The 22785-nt window shown below is 41.3% G+C and carries 16 protein-coding genes; 6 read left to right on the forward strand and 10 right to left on the reverse strand.

All coding sequences use genetic code 11. From position 1 onward, the window contains the following. The first annotated feature begins 18 nt into the window (after positions 1–18). Complete coding sequence (locus EFY79_RS02065) at positions 19–792, forward strand: hypothetical protein (protein ID WP_123118996.1); 774 nt, start codon at positions 19–21, stop codon at positions 790–792. Positions 793–1063: 271 nt separating this feature from the next. Here the strand turns inward: EFY79_RS02065 and EFY79_RS02070 are convergent, their stop codons facing one another. Next, positions 1064–1837 carry an HAD-IIA family hydrolase gene (locus EFY79_RS02070; RefSeq protein WP_123119230.1) on the reverse strand — a complete coding sequence of 258 codons (774 nt, stop codon included), beginning with the start codon at positions 1835–1837 and terminating at the stop codon, positions 1064–1066. Positions 1838–2165: 328 nt separating this feature from the next. Continuing rightward, positions 2166–3743 carry a Na+/H+ antiporter gene (locus EFY79_RS02075; protein ID WP_123118997.1) on the reverse strand — a complete coding sequence of 526 codons (1578 nt, stop codon included), beginning with the start codon at positions 3741–3743 and terminating at the stop codon, positions 2166–2168. Between the two features lie 307 nt (positions 3744–4050). On the opposite strand from EFY79_RS02075, the gene EFY79_RS02080 reads away from it, so the two are divergent. Both EFY79_RS02080 and EFY79_RS02085 read left to right on the forward strand, forming a co-directional pair. Next, on the forward strand, positions 4051–4926 hold the full coding sequence (locus EFY79_RS02080; protein WP_199727413.1) for an alpha/beta fold hydrolase: 876 nt from the start codon (positions 4051–4053) through the stop codon (positions 4924–4926). Between the two features lie 54 nt (positions 4927–4980). After that, on the forward strand, positions 4981–5589 hold the full coding sequence (locus tag EFY79_RS02085; protein ID WP_123118998.1) for a dihydrofolate reductase family protein: 609 nt from the start codon (positions 4981–4983) through the stop codon (positions 5587–5589). A 154-nt stretch (positions 5590–5743) separates the two neighbouring features. On the opposite strand, the gene EFY79_RS02090 is transcribed toward EFY79_RS02085, so the two are convergent. The 7 genes from EFY79_RS02090 to EFY79_RS02120 all read right to left on the reverse strand — a co-directional run bounded on the left by EFY79_RS02090 (position 5744) and on the right by EFY79_RS02120 (position 16326). After that, positions 5744–8815 carry a PVC-type heme-binding CxxCH protein gene (locus EFY79_RS02090; protein ID WP_123118999.1) on the reverse strand — a complete coding sequence of 1024 codons (3072 nt, stop codon included), beginning with the start codon at positions 8813–8815 and terminating at the stop codon, positions 5744–5746. A 307-nt stretch (positions 8816–9122) separates the two neighbouring features. Further along, positions 9123–11561 (reverse strand): TonB-dependent receptor, encoded by a 2439-nt coding sequence (locus EFY79_RS02095; RefSeq protein ID WP_123119000.1) that lies wholly within the window; start codon positions 11559–11561, stop codon positions 9123–9125. A 271-nt stretch (positions 11562–11832) separates the two neighbouring features. Next, complete coding sequence (locus EFY79_RS02100) at positions 11833–12756, reverse strand: helix-turn-helix domain-containing protein (protein WP_123119001.1); 924 nt, start codon at positions 12754–12756, stop codon at positions 11833–11835. A 22-nt stretch (positions 12757–12778) separates the two neighbouring features. After that, positions 12779–13543: an SDR family NAD(P)-dependent oxidoreductase gene (locus tag EFY79_RS02105; protein WP_123119002.1), complete on the reverse strand. Its 765-nt coding sequence runs from the start codon at positions 13541–13543 to the stop codon at positions 12779–12781. A gap of 167 nt (positions 13544–13710) precedes the next feature. Next, positions 13711–14592 (reverse strand): aldo/keto reductase, encoded by an 882-nt coding sequence (locus tag EFY79_RS02110; RefSeq protein WP_123119003.1) that lies wholly within the window; start codon positions 14590–14592, stop codon positions 13711–13713. Positions 14593–14648: 56 nt separating this feature from the next. Then, the gene (locus tag EFY79_RS02115) at positions 14649–15368 is read right to left on the reverse strand and encodes an SDR family oxidoreductase (protein WP_123119232.1); all 720 of its coding nucleotides are present in this window, start codon (positions 15366–15368) and stop codon (positions 14649–14651) included. 55 nt (positions 15369–15423) lie between these two features. Further along, positions 15424–16326, reverse strand: coding sequence for an NmrA family NAD(P)-binding protein (locus tag EFY79_RS02120; RefSeq protein ID WP_123119004.1), 903 nt, complete (start codon positions 16324–16326; stop codon positions 15424–15426). A gap of 263 nt (positions 16327–16589) precedes the next feature. Between EFY79_RS02120 and EFY79_RS02125 the strand changes: the two genes are divergently transcribed. Continuing rightward, positions 16590–18236 (forward strand): hypothetical protein, encoded by a 1647-nt coding sequence (locus EFY79_RS02125; RefSeq protein WP_148041829.1) that lies wholly within the window; start codon positions 16590–16592, stop codon positions 18234–18236. Between the two features lie 67 nt (positions 18237–18303). On the opposite strand, the gene EFY79_RS02130 is transcribed toward EFY79_RS02125, so the two are convergent. Beyond that, on the reverse strand, positions 18304–19269 hold the full coding sequence (locus tag EFY79_RS02130; protein ID WP_123119006.1) for a YCF48-related protein: 966 nt from the start codon (positions 19267–19269) through the stop codon (positions 18304–18306). Between the two features lie 310 nt (positions 19270–19579). Here EFY79_RS02130 and EFY79_RS02135 point away from each other — a divergent pair, with 310 nt between their 5' ends. Both EFY79_RS02135 and EFY79_RS02140 read left to right on the forward strand, forming a co-directional pair. Further along, positions 19580–22090 carry a phosphatidylglycerol lysyltransferase domain-containing protein gene (locus EFY79_RS02135; protein ID WP_123119007.1) on the forward strand — a complete coding sequence of 837 codons (2511 nt, stop codon included), beginning with the start codon at positions 19580–19582 and terminating at the stop codon, positions 22088–22090. A 67-nt stretch (positions 22091–22157) separates the two neighbouring features. Next, a complete protein-coding gene (locus EFY79_RS02140) occupies positions 22158–22775 on the forward strand; it encodes an alpha/beta fold hydrolase (protein WP_158605122.1) in 618 nt (205 codons plus the stop codon). Positions 22776–22785 lie beyond the last annotated feature (10 nt).

Below are 22785 nucleotides of genomic sequence, written 5' to 3' on the forward strand. Positions count from 1 at the left end.
CGTTTTAAAAATAAGATTATGAAAAGGAAAATACTGATTTTCGTCATTTACCTTTTTCTGCTAAATATGTTTATCGGAAAAACTCTTTCTCAATCGTTTGAAGATTCTTTGATGATGGCCAAATGCGAAAAATGGAACGTTGTCTATAAAAATGGAATGCTCAGGCTTTCGCAGCCTGGTTCTGCCTGGGTTTTTACAATGAATCTTTCAAAGCTGGATTCAGGCAAGCTAAAACAAAAGAGGAAAGACAGCGCTTATGTAGAATTTTCTGGTTCAGGTGGATTCGACCAAAGTAAATACATGACCATTAAGAAAAGCCGGGTTTACAAATTACAAATGGGAACAGATGAAAATTCAACGGCGGCTTTATTTGTTGTTACAAATGAATCAAAAGAAAAAAGACAAACCTTCCTGGGAAAAGTAATGAGCAAAAACCATGAAGAGGAAAATGAAGTATTAAGTTCTGAAAGCACTATTAACGGAACTATAAAACGAAACAACCTTGCAACAGCCTGGAAGTTTAGCTTAAAAAATTTCGGAAACGGTGGACTTCCATTCAGCATTTTTTCCGCACCAGAGGGATTTTTAACTTCAGAAAAAGATTCATTATTTCTTGAACGTGCATCATTTAAAGCCGATGCTGTACTTGTAAATGCAGAAGGGCATCACGTAGGTGCGGTAAAATTCAGAAAAAAGCCTTTCACTATATGGGTGCAGAAGGATATGGAAAATTCTTTACAGGACGCTGTTGCGGTGTTATTTGGTGTGATGATAGCAAAGAAATCTTTTTGAGAGATGGAGAATAAACTTTTTTATTCTTTAGTGGTGCGGGCTTTGCCTGTCTAGCGCACGGGCGCCATTTTTCGCGAAAGGTTATCTATTGTTTTTCCTGAAATGGTCTGCCAGGCGTAAAAAAAGGCTATTTACAGTAGTTCTTGCTGGCTGTATGAATTTAAAAACATTTTAACGAGTGATGATTCAGAACTTGGCGACCCAGCCGGATTTTTTTGGAGAGTGCGCCCCGACCTGAATAGAGAATTTTAATATAAAACAACAGAACATTTTACCACCACTTCAATGGAAACTGAATTTGTTCCACCGTGCTCACCACCAGGTCGGGCTTGAATGCGTAATGGCTGATGTCTTCCTTTTTTGCAATGCCTGACAGTACTAAAATTGTTTTATAACCCATCTGGATACCACCTTCTATATCAGTTTCCATTGTATCTCCTATCACTGTTGTTTCTGCAGTTTCCAATCCCAGGTATTTCCTCGCAGAGCGCATCATTACCGGGCTTGGCTTGCCGGTTACAAATGCTTTTCTGCCCGTAGCTTCTTCTATCATCGCGGTGGTGGCGGCAATTCCCAGGTTGTTCCATCCCGGCTTTTTGGGAGATGGGTCTCTGTTCGTAGTAATAAATTTTGCTCCTGCAAGGATCATATCAACAGCGCGTTGAACCATTTCCAAAGTAAAATTTCTGCCTTCGCCAAGCACTACAAATTCAGGATCTGTATTCACAAGGGTGATGCCGTTTTCATGCAGGCTGGTTAATAAGCCGCCTTCGCCCAGCACATAAGCTGTTCCGTTTTTACCCTGGTCACCTAAAAATTTACCGGTTGCCATAGCGCTGGTATACACATGGTCTTCCGTAACCTCAATGCCAAATCCTTTTAATTTACGTACCGACTCAAGCCTTGTACGCTGGCTGTTGTTGGTCATGAAAGTGAAAGGTATTTTTTGCTTAAGCAGGTAGCCGATAAATTTATCCGCACCTTCTATTAGCGTTTCGCCGCTATATATTACCCCATCCATATCTATTAAAAGTCCGTATTTCATATAATTCTTTTTATTAAAAAAACGCTGCGCATTTTTTATCAGTCCGCAATTTACTGCATTACGTTTCATACTTAACTTCTGATAGATTATGTTTTCATTACCTCTGAATAATCTAGCTGTTCATAAAGAAAACGTCAGGCTTCCGGAGCGTTCTGAAAGTTGGCGCATGCGTTCCTGCTAAGAGAGCGGAAGAAAAATAGCAGTAATATTGGCTGGACGCCAACATCAGCACCACAAGCAGTAAACGGACAAATAACCGGAATTTATTTTCGATTTTCTCTTGTGGATTTTTGAAAGACGCCGCATCAGCTTCTTTGTTATCCGGTCACTAAATTGCTTTCAGCCGCTCTTCTTCCAGGTCTATCTGGTATAATTGTGTACGTATGAGTTCTTCGGTGATGGAAGGATCTTTGTTGAGCTCCGACAGGTACCGGCGCTGATGATCGAGCATTTCTATAAGTATGGTTTTCGTCTTTTCATTCATCCCTTCCTGGCCGGTGGTTTCGATTTTAGCCTCCCATATTTTCAGCAATTTCTGCAGGCCCGGGTCGTGTTCATGATCAAATTTATCTTTGAGAAACCGGTAATTTGTTTCCCTCAGGCCGTGTTTAATCCGTTGCCTCGTTTCTTCTTCCGGCTCTTCCAGGAACGCGGTAAAGAATTTACCACGTTTTAAAATATAGGGCAGCGTTAAGCCCTGCACCACCAACGTCAGCAGGATCACCACAAAAGTGATGAACAAAATAAGGTTGCGAAATGGAAAGTCGGCGCCATTAGCCATGACCGCAGGAATGGCCAGCGCGGCCGCCAGCGATACCACCCCGCGCATACCTGTCCAGCCCAATAAGAGTGGCATCGTTAACCTTGTTCTGTTAGAGGACGCACCGCTGGGCGCCACATTGGGCCGAAAGATGATAGTAGCTAACATGGCCACATACGAGCTAATGATGCGCGCAACGATCAACACCACCGTCACCATTACGCCATAGCCAATCGCCGTGGAAAGTGGTATGCCTTTGACGCGGAGGCCCTGCACAATTTCAGGAAGCTCCAGGCCAATCACCAGGAACACTATGCCGTTCAATATAAATATAAAACTTTCCCACACGCTATAGCCCCGCACGCGGCTGGTGCTGTTGAGAAAAACAAGTCTTTTTACAGACATGTACAGCCCGCCGGCCACCACGGCTAATACGCCGGAGCAATGTAACTCCTCGGCGATCCAATACATAAAATAAGGCTCAATCAGCGTGAGCGCAATGTCTGACGGGGCATCGGTTGGCAATAGCTTCTGGAACTTCACAAAGATCCAGCCCAGCAGTAAGCCAATGCCCGCGCCGCCAATTACCATCCACAAAAAGGTCGTGGCCGCCTCATGCCAGATAAATTGCCCCGTGCCGACCGCTATCACCGCAAAGCGAAAAATAATGAGCGAAGAGGCATCATTCATCAGGCTTTCTCCCTGCAGGATGGCCGAGAAAGATTTGGGAATTTTTACAAAGCTGGTGATGGCGCTGGTACTTACCGCATCGGGCGGAGAAACAATGCCGCCAAGCAAAAAACCGAGCGCTATAGAAAAGCCGGGAATGAAATAATTAGTGATGATGGCCACAGAAAATGCCGTAAAAAAAACTACCAGGAAGGCAAAGCTGCCGATAATGCGCCACCATTTTTTCATCTCCTTAAAAGACACTGACCAGGAGGCTTCAAATAACAATGGCGGCAGGAAGATAAAGAAGATGAGATCAGGATTAATTTTTACCATTGGCAGCCCGGGTATAAAACTGATCAATAGCCCGGCCACCACCAACAAAATGGGATAGGCAATTTTTAATTTCCGGGCCCACATTTCCAAAAGCACAATGGCCGCTATCATGGCCAGTAAAAAAGGAAGTGTACTATGCATTCAGGTAATTTTTTGGGATGCGCAAGATAATCAGCTCTCCTCATAGTTCGTGCTGCGGCTCTGTGGTGCACAGACCGGCAAAGATAACGGCGACGCGTGCTGTTATTGCATATTACCCTAAAAGAAATCTGGATCTAATACCGAATTATTCAGGAGTTTCGGATTTGTCTTTTTGAAGAATCAGAATTTACAGAGAAACAGTTTGGCGTAATCACCCTCTAAGTTGACGTTTTTACACTGCGTAAAATCGTTAAATGCCTTCCATCTTTGCATGGTCAATAAATTCAAAATAATTTAATAACGTTTTATGAAAAGAGCAGGTAACATATATAATATTCCAAAGCCGGCATTGATAATGGCTATTCTTTTTTTCACCGTATTTCAGTCGAAAGCTCAACCTAATAAACCTTCAGAAAGTGGCTACGCGCCTGTCAACGGCATTAAAGTTTATTACGAAGTGTATGGCGAGGGCAGGCCCATCGTTTTATTGCATGGTGCTTTTTATACCATTGAGATGAACTGGGGACAATTGATTCCTGAGTTATCTAAAACCAGGAAAGTAATTGCCATTGAAATGCAGGGACATGGGCATACGCCGTTTTCAGATAGAAAATTGTCGATCACTACTTTGGCAAGCGATGTAGAAGGCGTGATAGACTACCTGAAAATTGATAGTGTCGATGTAGTGGGATATAGTATGGGCGGCTCTGTGGCTTACCAGTTTGCCGTACAAAGTCCGAAACGGTTACGAAAATTGGCGATCATTTCTTCTACCTATAAAAGTAGTGGTTGGCTACCTGTAGTGAACGGTGCATTTAAAGATTTTAAACCAGAATTTTTTGATAACACACCCCTAAAAACGGCTTACGACGCCGTAGCACCCGATAAAACAAAATGGAGGAAGTTCTTAGCGCAGATGTTTGCTTTCGCCAAAGAGCCATTCGATGTCGGCGACTCAAATATTGCGAAAATTGCTGCGCCGGTACTCATCATATCCGGCGACAATGACGGGCTGGATAAAGTTGAGTTGGCAAAAACCTATCAATTATTGGGAGGGGGTATTGCTGCTGATATGGCGCCGATGCCAAAGTCGCACCTGGCCATTGTGCCTTCGCAGGCACATGTCAGCCTGATGATGCAGACGAAAACTATATTAGACTATTTGAATGATTTTTTAAAGTAATCATCCTCCTGTCAACAAAGCAACCATTTTCAATTATACTATAAATTAAATAACATGCGAAAAATTATTGTCTTATCAATGATCTCCTTAGACGGAGTAATGCAAGCACCAGGCGGGCCTGAAGAAGATACATCAGGAGGTTTTAAATATGGCGGCTGGACAGCATCTTATGGTGACGAGCTTTCCGGAAAATTAATGCAGGAGGAGCTGAAACCAGCAGATTATATTTTGGGTAGAAAAACATTTGAGATTTTTGAATCCTACTGGCCCCAGCATGCTGACTTTTGGCCCGGCATTAATGAGGGCACCAAATACGTTTTGTCGCAAACCAGGGAAAAATCCGATTGGCGAAATACCGTTTTCCTCAAAAGTCTGGAAGATATCCAAAAGCTTAAGAACTCTGAAGGTGGCGACATACAGGTTTGGGGCAGTAGCCAGCTTATACACCTGTTGCTTAAGCATGACCTGGCAGATGAGCTACGGCTCAAGATTTACCCGTTGATCCTTGGTGAAGGAAAAAAGCTGTTTGAAAATGATGCTCTGCCGGCAGCATTTACATTGACGGAAAGCCATGTGACAACCAGGGGAGTTTTTATAGGCAATTACAAGCGGGGCGGAGAAATCATTACAGGCGAGGTTGGAGCGTCACTTGATGAAAAGTAATAATGAAGGTTGTTTTTCATCGCTGTTATTTGGGGGCTGGCAACGTTTTAAAGGTGCCAGCCCCACACTTTATAACCAGCGAAATTCCGGCAAACGAATGTGCCTGTCAGTAGACGAATAAATAGCGGTTTTTTGTATTTAGCTCAAGCTTTGGCTATTCTTTCTTTTTAAGCGTTGAAAGATATTCAACGAGGTCAACGGCGTCCTGTTGTTTCATTGAGGCGAGCAACCCGGTTGGCATTAATGAATGGTCATATTTCTTTTTAGAAACGATATCACTTTTCTTAATTTTAGCAACCACACCGCCCGACATTTTTAAAGACAGATCTTCCTTTGTTTCACTGGTAACATATCCCAGTTGCGTGTTCCCGTCTTTTGTGGTGACCAGGTAGCCATCATATCCAAAAGCGATACCGGCATCCGGGTTTAAAATATTGGCATACAGCCCATCCTTGGCAAACTTGGCACCGATCTCTGATAAGTCGGGGCCGAAATTAATTCCTTTATTATTTACCTGGTGACACGACATGCAGGTATTAGAAAATATCAATTGTCCATGAACTTTATCACCATTCATTTTCACTAAAGTGGCAACAGGTGGTAAGTTATTGTTGTCGTTTTCTCCTTTATGATAAAAAGCCACGGCTCTTCTATTGATATCGCTTCGCCATGCATGAAGTAAAATTTTTTCTGCGGTGGTATCAAGTTCCTGCGGAAGCTTTTTAGAAGATACCAGGTTCATTAATTTTTCCTGGCCCTGGTAGCCATTGGCAAAGGCGCCCGTGGCTTTTTGCCTTACGGCAAGGTCCAGTTTTTTATCCATCAACACAGATTGAAGAAGAGTTTTGGCCTTCTCATCGTTCACCCTTCCTAATGAAGTTAAGAGGATCATTGCTGATGCAGTATCAGAATGGATGGCCGATTTTATGGCACCGGCGCCACCGTTCTTTATTAACAAGTTTAAAGATCTCGTTTTAATGTCTTCATCTGGATTTTTCAAAGCCATTTCCAACAATTCAGGATTTCTGTTTTTGATGTTGTACTTTGACAGCAAATCGAGAAATTGCGCACTGCCTTTCGTTGCGTCAAGGCTGGCCTCAATCATTTGTTTTATGGAAGGAGTTACCACCAGTTTAGAAGCATCCAACTGGAGTAAAGTATATATTCTTCTTACGTTTTCATTCGGTCCATTCTCTTTTTCGGGACCTGAATTTAGCAAAGACAGAAGAATTTTTTGTTTGGAAGAATCTGTCTGAAAATCAAACGCGCGGAAGAATTTCAGGTTTTTCGAAAGATCAATTTTATCATCCCTGATAATAGTTGCCAGCATCGGTAAAGCAGCGCTGGCTCTTGATCTCCAGACGATGTCTCTACCTGCGGGCGTATTCCAGTTGTCTCCCACCAGCGTTTTCCACGCTGCAAAATAATTATCCCATTGCCCGTCAGCGCTTATCCCCGCTGCTTCCAGGTACCACCTGTCTTTGCCGTCATATTTTTGCGCAAGCGCAGCCCACAGTGCCGGGGCTTCCGGAGAGGTATTGTGTCTTAATGCCGTAAAAGCTTCCCTGCGTACCTGTGCGGACGAATCATTTACCGCCTCTTTCACCAGTGGAATCACATCCATATCAATTTGCCGCGCTGCTTTAAATGCCGTTACCCTGATATTTTCATCTTTATCTTTTTCGGCTTTATTTATATATTCGGCTCCTTTGACCGGCAGTTTGGACAACAGCCAAAGCGCTCTTGCCCGGTACCGGGTATTGTTAGAATTGTTGAAAACATCCGCCAAATCTTTTTCTGCTGCAGCGCCCTGTTCATGCAGTTTCTGCCAGGCAAGATAACGCGTTGCTAAATTTGGATTTTCCAAAGCTTTGATGGCATCCTTTGTATTGTCAACAGAAAAGGTGGGAATTTTATATTTTGAAACATCCGGAGCTACACGGAACACCCGGCCCCTGTTGAGGTCGCCCACTTCATGGCCGCCTACGCCGGGATCGTACCAGTCGGCAATGAACAAAGAGCCGTCCGGCGCCATACAGATATCCGAAGGGCGAAACCAACTGTCATCCACACTTTCCACTATATTAATAATCTTTGCCGAATAACCCGCTCCCTCTTTTTCTACCGGGTAAGAACGGACGATATTTTTCCCCGCATCAGCATGTATCACCTGTCCGTAAAATTCATCGGGGAGAAGCTTGCCTTCATTTACCAAAATTCCTGTGGGAGAACCGGAACCGGTTTGCAATAAATTGGGTACTACCCCAGGATCGTTTAGATGCCAATGCTGCAAAGGAATAGAGTCTTCCATATTCACCCTTCGTGTTCTCCATCCATCTCCGGTCATCTCATCCGTATATCCATAATTACCATATTCCAAAATATAATTAATACGCACGCCCCTGTTGCCATCATCATCATTATCCGATTGCCACAAATTTCCAAAAGCGTCGACGGCAACTTCATAAGGGTTTCTGAAATTATTACCCAATACTTCAAAATTGCTTCCATCAAGGTCACAACGAAAGATCATTCCCTGCCGGTACGGCTTATCGTTTACATCCACAGGGTTGCCCGCTTTATCTGTGATCACCTTGCCATTGCGATCTTCAATACTGTCGCCCTCGTTTCCGAAATTAAAATAAAGCTTGCCGTCGGGGCCAAAAGTAAAAGCATGAATAGCATGATCATGCTGGATGCCTCCAATGCCCTTGAAGAGAATTTCTTTCTTATCTGCTTTATCATCTCCATTCGTATCTGTGAGAATATACACATTTGGGCTTACTGATACGATCACTTTATTTCCCAACACGCAAATACCCAGAGCCGCATTGATAGAAGTGTCCTGGTAAAAAACTTTACTCGTATCGGCTACGCCATCTCCATTCCTATCTTCAAGAATAAGAATGCGGTCGCCGGCAGCTCTCACCGGATGGTCAGGATGAAGGTTGATCCGGTAATTGTAGGCTTCAGTAATCCAAACACGGCCTCTTGCATCTATATCCATATTAGCAGGATTGGAAAGCATGGGCTCGCTTGCAAACAGGGCCGCCTCCAGGCCATCGGCCACTTTCAGAGCGCTCACTGCATTCTCCGGCAATCGCTTTTGATCTTCGGTCAGTTTGGTTCTGTCAACCTGAACAGTATTTTTTTTGTGGCTTTCATTACAGGAAAACAAAAACAGCAAGCTAAAAGATAACAAGCAGTACAATTTGGATTTCATCATTTTTCGTTATTAAAATATATTCTCAATATTTATGATTACAGATTTACAAGCAATGCATTATGTAGCGTAGAAAAGAATTTGGTCAAACTTAATTAAATCTCTTTAAAAGTTGCGTCGGAAATTTCTGAAATTAAAAGATTGAGTTACACAGGATGGGAATAATTAAAGAATAGAAATATCAGCTTTTTGTTCGTTTACTGATCCCGATAGCTATCGCGATTCCGGCCTGGACTGGATTTTTAAAACAGAAAATTGTCTTATTTCTTTATTCACTATGATCATAGCGAGGGACGAAGCAGTCCAAATGCTAAAACTCAAAGATAAAACCAATGGTAGGTAGCAATGAAGTATTATCGTCTGGTAAAATAATAGGTATGGCATTGCTGCCATCTGTTTGCAACGGATTACCATCAGTCGTTTCAAAGCCTGAATTATCTGCATTACGTTTAAACGTATATCGTGGCGTGCCTTCGGTTTTAAAGACCAGCAGATTTTGAAAATCAATATAAAGATTGAGGCTGGTATGTTTGTAATTGTAGGTTTTATCTACCCGTAAATCTACCTGCTGAAAAGGTTTTAACCGCAATGAATTGATGGCACTATAATCCAGGGTGCCTACACCGGTAGTGATGTAATTGGCCCTGGAAGCTACCAAATCAAAGGGCGTATAAGGGGCGCCTCCTGCCAGGCGGTACTTAATTCCAAGTTCCCAATTTCTTTTGAATTTTTGTCCTAACGTAGCAGACACCAGGTAGCCGTAATCCCACGAAGAGGGTAATAGCTTTCCATCGGCCCCGGCAAATTCGCTTTTGTACAGAGTGGTACTCAGGGCATAAAAAGTGTTTTTGATTAATTTTTGCTGCATAAAAAATTCTACTCCATAAGTAGTCCCCTTTCCGTTTGACAATACTGCTTCGTTACCCACTGCTGTAAAATCTGCTCCCTGATTGGCCAATGAAATCCCGGTACGAACAGAGGTAGGGTAATGCGAGTACTTTTTATAAAACCCTTCAAGGGTAAGGCGGAAATCATTCCTGGGAATGAACTGGAAACCCAAAGCATAATGGTCACTTCGGATGTAATCCATATTTTGATTGACCAGTTCGCCATTATTATTTCTGAAGCCTAAATTGGTATAAACAGGTATTTTATAATAAGATCCAATAGAGCCGGTAAGATCCCATTCCGGCAATAATTTATAAGAAAAAGACAATCGTGGCGAAAGCGTTTTGAGAGGATTATTCCCGTTTTTAGTGAACGAATTCATATCAGTACGCACACCACCGGAGAGTAATAATTTGTTATCTAAAAAACGTTTGGAAAGCTGGGCAAAAGCACCGTATTTAAAAAAAGAAATTTCAGTGTTAAGGTCAACCGTTACCGCCGGCGACACTACATTGCCATTCGCATCTTTTATTTCATTACTCACCCGGTTAAAGAGGTCGCTGTTGTACTTTACGAATTGCACATCCGCGCCATAAGAAAATCTCCAGCCGTTGACGTACTTGTTTACATCGATGCGTAGTTTGTTTTCTATTTCATCAGAATTAAGGTTGAGGGTTTGCACACTGCGTGTATTATTATCTTCAAACTGGTTGGCGCGGTTGTTAAACATATTCCGGCTCAGCGCCACATTAATATAGCCATGGCTGATCAATCGTTTCAGAGACGCGCCAACAGTATAGGTCCATTGATCAATAGCAGGGTTCGATCTTAAAATGTATTCATTCTCCGGGCTGGATTTTCGTGGCACAGCCAGCCTGAATTTGTCGATGGCGCCTATGCCAATGATATTGAGTGTTGTTTTTTTATCGATATTCCTGCTCACTTTAAACTGGAAATCCCAGTATTGAGGACGGATAGGCAGGTCTAATGCCTGGAAAAGGTACTGGAGATAGGATCTTCGCGCTGAAGCGAGAAAAGTGGTCTGGCTATCTAAAGGGCCTTCTAACGTAGCCGCTACTTCCGAAGCGCCCAGGCGGATATTGCCACTCAACTTTTCCGGGTTGCCTTGCCTCTGTTTGATTACAAAAGTAGAAGAGAGTGCGTTATCATAGCGCGCATCAAAGGCCGAGGAAGTGAGCTGAACCTCATCAATAAAAGATACGTTCAGGATGCCGGTAGCGCCGCCGGAAGCTCCCTGTGTCTGAAAATGATTCAACACCGGAATTTCAATCCCATCCAGGTAATAGACATTTTCATTTGGTGCACCGCCACGAACAATAATGTCGTTTCGATTGGCCTGCGCGCCTCCCGCAACTCCGGGCAATACCTGTATCACTTTTGAAACATCAAAGTTACCACCCGGGTTGCTTTTAATTTCTTCCGAGGTAAGTTTTTGGGTGGACATGGGTGTGATCATATCCGCTGCCCTTGCCGATTTATTTTTATCAAGGTTAATCACGATACCTTTCAAACTGGTAGCTTTGGGTTCGAGTTCAAAATTTACGATTTGCGCATTTCCGGAACTTACTACAATGTTGTACTTGGTTTGCGGTGCATATCCTGAAAAGGTAATGGTTATATTTTTTACGCCCACGGTGGTCTCCAGTTTGTAATTGCCATTGCTATCCGCTACAGCACTCTCGTTGCTGCCCTCAATTACAATACTGGCGCCTGCTGCGGGTGCCTGTGTATATTTATCCCTGGCATTGCCAAAAATTAATCCGCTATCCTGGCCATATAATGGTCCGACAGAAACTGAAGCGATTAATGCAAGTAAAAATATAAGTAGGTTAGAATGCATTTAAGTTGTTTGGAGTACGAAAATAATTTGGTGGGATTACATTAAAAAAAATGAAGGTGATCTGACAAGTAGTTAAACTTTTTGTTACTCAAAAATAATAATGAACCTTCAGATTCCGTGTTTATTGCTCATATCTCTCTTTTTTCACTTTGAGAGATTTTGATACCTGGCTAATATCGGAAATAAACTGATTTTTTTTGCAGTAAACGGATAAATAAACAGAATTTTTATTTTGATAAAACACAAAGAAAATACAGACCTCTCACTTTTCTCAATTAAACGATGCCCTGAATTCGAGCGGCGAAGAATGAGTTTTTAATTTGAATAATTTGCTGAACGATTGGGGGTATTCAAAGCCCAGTTCGTAAGCAATTTCACTTACTGATAAATTGGTTGTTGACAATTTTTCTTTCGCCTTTTCTATCAATTTATTGTGAATGTGCTGCTGCGTGCTTTGGCCTGTCAATGTTTTTAATAAACCACTTAAATAATTAGGCGACACGTTCAGGCTTTCAGCAATGTGTTGAACAGAAGGTAAACCATCTTTTATTAAATCATCGCTTACGAAATATTTCGTAAGAAGGGCTTCCATGCGATCAAGGATTTGATGATTCGTTATTTTTCTTGTCAGAAACTGGCGGTGATAAAACCGGTCGGCATAATTGAGTAGCACTTCCAGTTGCGCAATGATAATGTCCTGGCTGAATTTATCAATATTGGATTGATATTCCTGTTGAATATTTTCAATGATATTGTTCATAACAGCTTCTTCTTTTTCCGAAAGAAAAAGTGCTTCATGTACCGCATAATCAAAATATTCGTATTGCTTTATATTCTTTGCCAGCGTGGTTTTCCATAAAAAATCCGGGTGAATGAGCAACATCCATCCAGACTTTTTTTCTGCTTTCTTGCTGTTGTCGTGTTCAACTCCAAAAACCTGGTTAGGCGAAGTGAAGAACATAGTGCCTTCATCAAAATCATATTCCTGCTGTCCGTATTTCATTTTGATAGCGCAATTTCTTTTCAGGGCAATGAGGTAAAAATCATGAACGAAAATGCCCTGATTATTCTCATGAGCATTGTTCATGTCTTCCATATTTATTACGCTGATTAACGGATGCGCCGGATTGGGTAATTTTTTGAGATGATGAAATTCACTGATAGTTTTTATCCGGTAAGGTTGATTGTTGGGCATATTGCAAAATTAGATTTTATTTTTAAAGCGCCTGTCCACCTGAAACTTCTATGCGTTGACCATTTATCCAACCCGCGTCTTCGGTACACAAAAAAGCAACCACACCGCCAATATCATCGGGCAAACCAACCCGGCCTAAGGCGGTAAGGCTTGCGATGCGATAGTTAATTTCTTTATTATCACGGGTGCGGCCACCGCCAAAATCTGTTTCAATAGCACCGGGTGCAATTACGTTCACACGAATTTTTCTTGGTCCTAATTCTTTTGCTAAATAGCGCGTAAGCACTTCTACTGCGCCTTTCATTGAACCATAAACAGAGGACCCCGGAATAGAAAGACGCGATAATCCTGATGAGATATTGATGATGCTGCCGCCATCATTTATGAAGGGCAAGGCTTTTTGTGTTAAGAAGAATACGCCTTTGTAATGAATATTGAAAATGGCATCCAATTGTTCTTCCGTGGTTTCTGATGCAAGGGCATATAAAGCCGTTCCTGCATTATTGATCAGGAAATCAAAATTAGGGCTGCCTTTTTGTTCCTGCAACCAGGATGTCGATTGTTTGATGAAATTGTCAAACGACTTTGTATCACTCGTGTTCAGTTGAAAGGCGACAGCTTTTTGCCCGAGCGATTCTATTTCGCCAACAACATCATCTGCCGCTTCTTTATTGGAATTGTAAGTAAGTATCACATCAATTCCTTTTTTGGCAATGGCCAGTGCCATATTTTTTCCAAGGCCGCGGCTACCACCTGTTATCAACGCGATTTTATTTTTTGTGTTCATTTGATTATTTTGTTTTGATTATTTTGAGTGCTTTAAAAGATTTCTATTGGTTACTAAGGAGCTATGCCAGAGACTATAGTGTCAGTCTGAGCTTGTCGAAGACGGGTTAGCAAAAAAGAACTCTATTTTAAATGACCTCGCCTTCGACAAACTTAGGTCGCCATCTTTTATTCCAAAAACTTCATATCCTCTTCACTCAATTTTATTTCAGTTGCTTTTAAATTTTCTTCAAAATGTTGTAATGATGAAGTGCCCGGAATAGGCAATAACCATGGAGAACGATGCAATAGCCAGGCTAAATTTATCTGCGCATCGGTGGCGTTATACTTTTTTGCAATGGTGGAGATTCTTTCATCCTTTTTGGAATTTGCATGGACTAAGGTAAAGAAAGGTATCAACGGTATTTTATGTTCTTCGCAGATAGTGAGCACTTCTTCGCCACCTCGTGAATCTCCTCCGTGCGCCATTTTTAATGAAGTGCGTTGAGCATGGCCGTACATATTTTCTACGGTGGCAATATTTCCTATCGCCATTGCAGTTTTCAATTCGTCAGGGCTCACATTGCTCACGCCTACGTGCAATATTTTTCCTTCTTTCTGCATGTCGAACATGGCCTGCATAGATTCTTCAAAAGGCACAGTGCTCCCAGGCATTACCCTGAAATGAACCAGTGTTATTTGTTCCTGTTTCAGCGTACGCAAATTGTTTTCTATGCTGCTACGCAAATTTTCCGGACGATTAAAAGGTATCCAGCTTTTGTCCGGTTTTCGGGCGGCGCCCACCTTGGTGCATATCACCAAATCTTTGGGATAGGGATACAATGCTTCGGCTATCAAACGATTGGTCACGTCTTCGCCATAATAGTCGGCCGTGTCTATAAAATTGATGCCGCTTGTAATACACCGTTTCAAAATTTGCAATGCTTCGGCGCGGTTGGCAGGCTCGCCCCAGATACCTTCGCCGGTGAGCCGCATCGTTCCAAATCCGAAACGTTTTACGGTCAATGAATGATTGCTTTCTCCGGCAATCGTGATTTCTTTTGTGTTCATAAGGTTTTATTTTTTTGTTTATTTGAAATTTGCTTTTGAAAAATTCGTTGGTAAAACTACCAATCAATCTCCCCCTCATCTTTTAAAAACTTTCCTGTAGGTCCATCCTTATCTACAGTTGCATATTTTACAATTACTTTGGCGGTTTTTTCTGCGCTTTGTGTTCCTTTAAAATTATTTAAATCAGTAGCCGTGTAACCCGGCGTAACACTATTTATTTTGAAAGATGTATTTCTAAATTCATTCGCCAACATCACGGTAAAGGCATTCAGCGCAGTTTTGGAACAACTGTAGGCATCATAGATTTTGTAATTTGGATTTTCTGTGTGGTTATGAACAAATAAGGAACCCAGCTCGCTTGAAACGTTCACGATTCGGGGCTCTTTTGATTTTTTTAAAAGCGGAAGAAATTGCTGCGTTGTTTGTACGGCGCCAAAAAAGTTAGTGTCAAATACTTTTCGTAAATCTTCAATCTTGATGGAAGATGTATTTTGAGGCAGGCCCCCGGAAATTCCTGCATTATTTATTAAAACATCCAATGATTCTATGTTAGATTCCAATGCTTGTTTTGCCTGGCGGATAGAATTCAAATCTGTTACATCAATTTCTATCAGTTCGATATGGATAATTCCTGATGCCTTCAATTTTTTTATTGCATCGGCGCCCCTGGTTTTATCCCTGCTGCCTAAAAAAACAAAGTAATTTAATTGTGCCAATTGTTTAGCGGTTTCAAAACCAATTCCTTTGTTAGCGCCTGTTATTAATACGGTTTTCATGATGAAAATTTTATTTAAGATTATTTCCTGCCTGAAAGCCACAGGCAGGCGGGGTTTATTTACTATTAAATGCATCTGCAAATTCCTTTGCGAAATCCGTCAGTTTTATCTTTCCAAGGGTTGGTTTATTGCGATAATAATCTTCATACAATGCATCATTACGCCTGGCCGCATTCATTTCTACCAAGCCTTTGGCAATGTCCGGATTCATTCCTGCCGCTAACATTCCCTGCTGTATTTGTTCGTCAGCAACTTCCTTCCATTTCAAACGAGGCATGCCGATAGCTTCACCTAAAATTTTTGCCGCTTCATTTGGCGAAATCTCATCACTTGCTATATAACGGATATGCCTACCCGAAAATGGTTTTTCCATTTCTCCGGCAATCACCGCAGCAATGTCTAATGGCGAAGCCCACGGTTCTTTTTTATCCCCGCCATAATTTTGAATGATGGCGTCTTGTTTTTTTATGGTAGAAATAAAGGCAAACATGTTGTAGTAAAAACCCACCGGGCGCATGAATTTGATATAAACGTCTTGCGGCAATTCTTTCAGAATATTTTCTACATTATACGCAGATGCTAATACGCCATTTCCTTTATCCGTATGCGCGCCGATACTGCTTAGGCTCACTACGCACTTTACGCCGGATTGCTGAATAGCCTGTTTGTAATTCCTGGCAATCTTAGTGATAGCAGTGTTATATTCAAGATCTTTATCAAAAAAACTACCCGCTGCAAGCGCTTCCATCAAATAAACTATGTCTGCTCGTTTAAAAGTGTTTGTGAGAAAATCCACATCCTCCATAGTGCCAATGGCGGCTGTTGCGCCTAAGTCTTCGATGTCTTTTTGCCTTTCTTCTTTGCTGCTGATAACGGTTACTGAATGTCCTTTTTGAATTAAAATTTGCGCAAGTGGTTTGCTGATGTGCCCTAACGAGCCTGTGAGTACTATATTCATATGGTTTGATTTTTGTTACTGCAAAAGTCAACCCGTACAAATAAATCCGTGTAGCCAAATCTATGTTTGTTGTATCCAAAAATTGTACTGATCCAGTAAATGAATAAATAGTACCGGTTTTTATTTTCATGAGATTCTCTGTAGTTGCGGCTCATGATAAAAATCATTGGGCAGTTGCTCTTTTTAGCGCTTGTCACGCAAGCCTATAAAATAACTTCATGGATATATTCGTTTTCCTGATTAAACACTTCAATTTTATCAAAATGATCAGATTTTTATTTTTAGCTGTTTTAAGCTTTTCGTCTGCAAAATCCTTTTGTCAGCATACGCAACTTAATTTTTCTGATGAGTTTAAAATTGCAGAAAACGATGATTATAAAGACCAGACTGTAGCCAATTCAGTTTTTCTTAATAACTTATTTTATACCGCTACCAACTCGGGCATCGGCGGTAATAATAAATGGCTGTTTACGAAACTTTACGACATGAAATATGCCATTACGATTGCCAGTTTCGACAAAAACATGAAAAAAATACGTGAGACGCAACTGGAAAATGGCAGTAAAGTATTTGGTCCTCTTCAGCCAAGATTATTGTTGATAAATAATAAGCTCTGCCTCGCCTATTTTCAAAGCGATGATAAAGCCTCTTTCAATTTATATTTATCACAGGTGGATGAAAATCTGAAATTGAAAGAACCAAAAAAGATTTGCAACATTCAACAGGAAAACGTCGGTATTTTCAAGCTTGAATCTGTCATCAAAGGCGGCATCGTATTTTTTACCAATACTACAGATAATAGTAAAACTTTGGTGGTTTGCAATAGCGGGCCAAATTCCACTTCGACCTTTGTGGTAGATGGCGAACTCAACATCATTAAAAAATCGGTGATACACACCAATACTGCAGATTTTAAAATTTCAAAAGCTCTGCTAACAAACGATAACCTGGAATGCCTGGTATTGCAGTCGGAACGAGATACAAAGTTAGTATGCATTAATCCTGAAGGGAAAAAAACGGAAACGAAAATAAACCTTCCCGGCGGCGCAAGGGCTCAGCAGGTGCATGTAAGCGAGTCGGCAGACCGTAAAAATATTTACGTCTATTCTTCTACCAGCCCTTCAGAAGAAGACGGGGATTGCTGTAGCGGTTTCTTTCTTGCTACACTTAACTCCAGCACCTTGCAGTTAGCAAAGCCATTGTTGTATAAATTTTCACCTGAATTCACCGAAGAAATTTGCAAGAAAGGCGGGGGTAGTAAGCATAAGAAAGATTACCTGATGTATAATTTTGAAGCGGGCCTTGTAGAATTGAGCAATGGAGAGGTAGCCATTGTAGGAAGTCCGCAGGAAGAGTCGGTAAATACCAGCTCAAAACCAGCATCGGCGTTGAACAACAAAACTAAATTGGAAAGTACTACAACGTTAAACACCGGCCCGATACTGGCCTTTTACCCAAATAAAAATGGAAAAACATTTGAGTATGCGATAGTGCCCAGAATAAGCTCATTGTCCAGGTCTGCTGAAAGCGGCTCCGGCATAGTTAAAATTGTGCAGTCTCCGATGGTTTCCAATTCTTCTGCCGGCTTTGTCGCGGTGGCATCGGGTGATGATATCATTATTTTGTACAACGACAATGAAGACAATTTAGCGAAGGATGTGAATGAAAAAACTGTTGAATCACATTCAACAAAAAATATGGTGTTGGCGGAGGCGCTGATTGATAAAGACAAAAAATTGCAATACCGTAAACAGCTCGGCCAAAATATTAAGGGTGCGTATACTTATTTTCTGGGAAATATAATTCCGGTATCATCATCAGCTCTTGTATTTCCGGTTGCCAAGCAGGGAGTAGGTTTTAATGCAAGAAAAATAATTTATACCAACTGGTGTTTTCTTGGTATGAAATAATCAGTTAACCATGGAACTATCATGTGGGTATGTTCAGACATATTAAAGTCTGCTGACGTATTATTTATTATTGGTTAAACTTTAATATAGCTCCCTTTGCACCACAAGCCCATCCATGATTTGCATCGGTAAAATGCAATTCTATTAACGAATTAGAGATAGAACCCAAGGCCACTTCTTTTGTCCAGGTATTTCCGCCATCTGCGGTTTTAAAAATACGCGGGCCATCAGTGATGTAGCCAATGTTTGAAGAAACAAAATGGATATCATGATAAGTATTGGTAGTACAAGCGAAAACTTTATTCCATGAAGTGCCTCCGTTCACCGTCTTTTCAATGGAGAGATTATTTGAAAAATAACCAGTATCTGAATTAAGAAAAAAAATGGCTCCCGCCTGGTCAAGGTTAATTGTATCGGTATTGACTCTTTGCCAATCTATGCCGCCATTTATCGTTTTATAAGCGCCCGTTTTTTTCAATAACCACCCGGTTAGCTCATTAGTAAAGAAAAGCGAATTCCATCCGTTTGAAGGTGCAATATCATTGAGCTTTATCCAATTATCGCCTGCGTCAATAGTTTTCCAAACACTATGACCAATAGCATAAGCAACGATTGAATCTATAAAGAAAACGTCTGTTACAGCAGGGTCTGGAAGAGCCTTGGTAGTGAAGCTTGCCCCGCCATTATGTGTTACAACAAGTTGAGTGGGGGTAATAAAGAGTGCATTCATCGTACTTCCCATTGAGAGATTAAAAAGAGGCGTTGAAGCCAATCCTGAAGGCGAAGCAAGTTTAGACCAGCTTTCACCACCATCTGATGATTTAAAAATATTTTCGCCTGCAGCAAATCCCGTATTATTAATAAAGAAGACATCGAGAAAACCGGCTGAATCATTGATTTGTATTTTCTTCCATCCTGTAGAAAGCGTGTCGCTGGCCACAGGAGCAACCTGCGATTCGTTTTTGTTTTTAGTACAGGATATAAAAAGTAGCAAAAATGGAAATGAATGAATAAGCAGTTTCTTTTTCATCATAAAGAAATTTTATACACTAAACGGAATATAAAATCAGATTATTGCAATGTAATCGAATCCAACAAACGTTTTAATAAGAATATCTTCCTGGTGATTGCGGTCTTTGTTGATGTTGAGCGGAAAGGAAATAAAAAAATGCTGTAAAAGCTTGTTGACTGTTTCAAAATAGATATTGTGGTTGGTAACACATGAATGGCAGCCCTTGTTTCATTTATCTTTGTAAAAAAAAATCCTGCGATTTAATTCCCTATATAAGAAAATTTCTGGCTTTTCTCCCAAAGTATATTGGCGCGAAATACTGGCTGTGCTCATGATATTGCTGGCTTTTGTTTTTTTCGCAAGCGAGCGCAAAGAGCTAAAACAAATCGGGCCCAATCTTGAACAGGCGAACGGCCTATGGCTGGCGGTTGGGCTTATGGTAACCCTGCTGTACGTTGTATTGCAAAGTGGTATGTATGTCAGCAGTTTTTTTTCTATCGGGCTTCGTTTAAAGTGGGTGGATGCCATTGAGCTGTTTTTGAAGAGAAATTTTCTCAGCATTTTTTTGCCTGCAGGCGGCGTCAGCGCATTGGCCTATACTCCGCTTCAATTAAAAAAAAGAGGCTTTAATAAATCCCAGGTTCACCAGGCAAGCGGCCTGTATGCCTTCGCGGGGCTGTTTACTGTTTTCCTGGTAGGCCTGCCTGTAATTGCCCTTTTTGCCTTTTCGGCTAAAAATGAATCCTATAGCGCGTGGATAGCATTAGTCGTGCTGATGTCAATTATCACAGTAATTTTTTTCATTGCGAGGGCATTGAAGGCAAAAGGAAAACTTTACCATGTAATAGTATCAAGGTTTCCGCGCTCAGCTTCCATAATTGATGACCTTTTTGCTGCCAATGTCAGTACAAAAAAATATGCCGGAAGCATTTTGTATTCCACCGGCGTGGAGTTGTGTGGCATCGTTCACATTTACATCTCTATGTGGGCGCTTGGATTGCCCGGTTCGGTTGCGGTGGCTGCCATCGCCTACATAGTTTCGGTTTTGCTGATGATAACTTCTCCATTTTTACGAGGCCTTGGCGCAGTAGAATTTTCGCTGGTTTATATTTTACAGATGTACGGCTATTCTACCATAGATGCCTTATCTATCACGGTGCTTTACCGCGTTTTTGAATTTTGGCTTCCCATGCTTTTAGGCATATCTTCTTTTTTATGGCGTGGCCGGTATTTGTTTATCAGGATTGTGCCCGCGCTTTTAATTTTCTCTCTCGGGGTAATTGATATCATTTCTGTAGTCACGCCGCCGTTGCATCCCCGTTTAAAGCTGATTAGAACTTTCCTTCCGTTGGAAGCCATCAATGCTACTAATATTTTTGTTCTCTTTTTAGGGCTGGCGCTTTTGATTACATCGGCGTATATGTTTAAAGGTTTGAAAAACGCATGGCGTCTCGCTTTGGCATTATCTGTTTTTTCTGTAATAGGCAATATCACCAAGGCGCTCGATTACGAAGAAGCAGCATTTGCAGCCATCATAATTATTTTGTTATTGATGAGCCGCAGCCAATACCGGATTAGAAGCAGCCCGCGATGGATAAGAATGGGCTTCGTTTCGGTATTTATTATTTTTCTTTCGGTATTGCTGTTTGCTTTTGTTGGTTTTTATTTTATTGAAGTTAGGCATTTTGGAATTGATTTTACATGGAAGCAGTCTCTTGGTTATGCAGCGCGCAGTTTCTTTTTGCAGGAAGATACGCTGCATCCGTATACGGCCTTTGGCCGGCAATTCGTCTTATTAGTCCAGGTGCTTGGATTTTTAAGTTGGGGATTTCTTCTTTTTACGATCATAAAGCCCTTCCTCAGCGTAGAGGAGCCGTCGGAATCGTCTCGCGAAAAGGCGAAGTTTTTACTGAACCAGTTTGGCAATTCTGCTGTTGATTATTTTAAAATTGCTCCTGATAAATTATTATTTTTTTCAGAGCTGCACGATGCTTTCGTGTCCTACAAAATTGCTAATGGCTTTGCGATTGTGCTGGAAGAACCGGTGTGTGCTGAGGAAAATAAAGAGGAGGTGATTGCCGAATTTTACCAATTGTGTAAAAAGATGGGATTGAAAACCGTTTTTTACCGGGTAGATGAAAACAGCATTTTATGGTTTGACCAGCTTCGGAAGCAAAAAATATTTATTGGCCAGGAAGCCATATTGGATGCATCAAATTTTACATTGGAAGGAAGGGACAAGCGCTCATTAAGGAATGGGTTAAGCAGCCTGCAGAAGAAAGGTTTTCAAACTGCTATTCATTATGCGCCTTTGGATAGCCATCTTTTAAAAACGCTGAAGTCGGTATCGGACGCGTGGTTAGCGGCTTATGATAAAGAAGAGCAGACTTTTTCCCAGGGAAAGTTTGAAGAAAAAGAAATAGCGCATCATGATGTGATTACCATCTCTGATGCCGGCGGGGAAGTGGTTGCCTTTTTAAATATCATTCCGGACTATTCTCCCGGCGAATGCACTTATGATTTGATAAGGAAGACAGCAGACGCGCCCGGCGGATGCATGGATGCACTGATTGTAAAATTAGTGGAATATGCAAAAGGAAGAAATTGCCAGTTTATAAATATGGGCATGGTTCCAATGACAGGCATGGAAGAGCCCGCCAGCCCGGCAGAACAGTTAATAAAATTTGCCGGCAAAAAATTAAAAAGGTTTAAACACTATCATGGCCTGAGGGATTTTAAAGAAAAATATGCTACTACGTGGAAGGATAAATTTCTTGTCTATGAAAATGATTATGACCTTCTGCAATTACCTTTGGCATTGAATAAAGTGATGCAACCCTGAATTATTTATGAAAGGAATATTAATTTTCTATTGCGTATTTTCAGTATCCGGTTTAAAAACTAATGTTGTGTATGCTCAAAATTTACCCATTAAAGAATGGGTTGCCAAAAGTCATAATAAGCCATTGATGGTATATTTAAGCGGCGACGGTGGTATGAATAAATTTTCAATCGCTTTGTGTGAAGGGCTTAACAGCAAAGGTTTTGATGTGATTGCACTAAATTCGAAATCTTATTTCTGGAGCAAAAAAACACCAGAGAAAACGGCAGATGATATCTCACGCCTTTTACACGAAAAGCTTGCAGGAAGAAAAAATCAGCAAATTGTTTTAATAGGATATTCTTTCGGTGCCGATGTAGTACCCTTTATCCTTAACCGCATGCCCGATGAAATTGATGATAAAGTTTTAGTTTCTTTCCTGCTGGCATCTTCAGGCACTACAGATTTTGAAATTCACTGGGCAGATATTATGGGCCAAAATATAAAACGCAGCATGGATGTGGTGTCGGAAATAAATAAACTGCGCGATGAACGCCTAGTCATTATTAGCGCCAGCGATGATAAAACGCTTGATGTGGGGCGGATTACTTTAAAAAGATTTACGCGCGAGGTGCTTCCGGGTGGCCATCACTTTGATGGCGATACCGACGAAATTGTGAAAGTAATTGTTAGTAGCCTGGATTAGAAAAATTTTT

It is taken from the genome of Hanamia caeni (assembly GCF_003721595.1).
Classification (GTDB): domain Bacteria; phylum Bacteroidota; class Bacteroidia; order Chitinophagales; family Chitinophagaceae; genus Ginsengibacter; species Ginsengibacter caeni.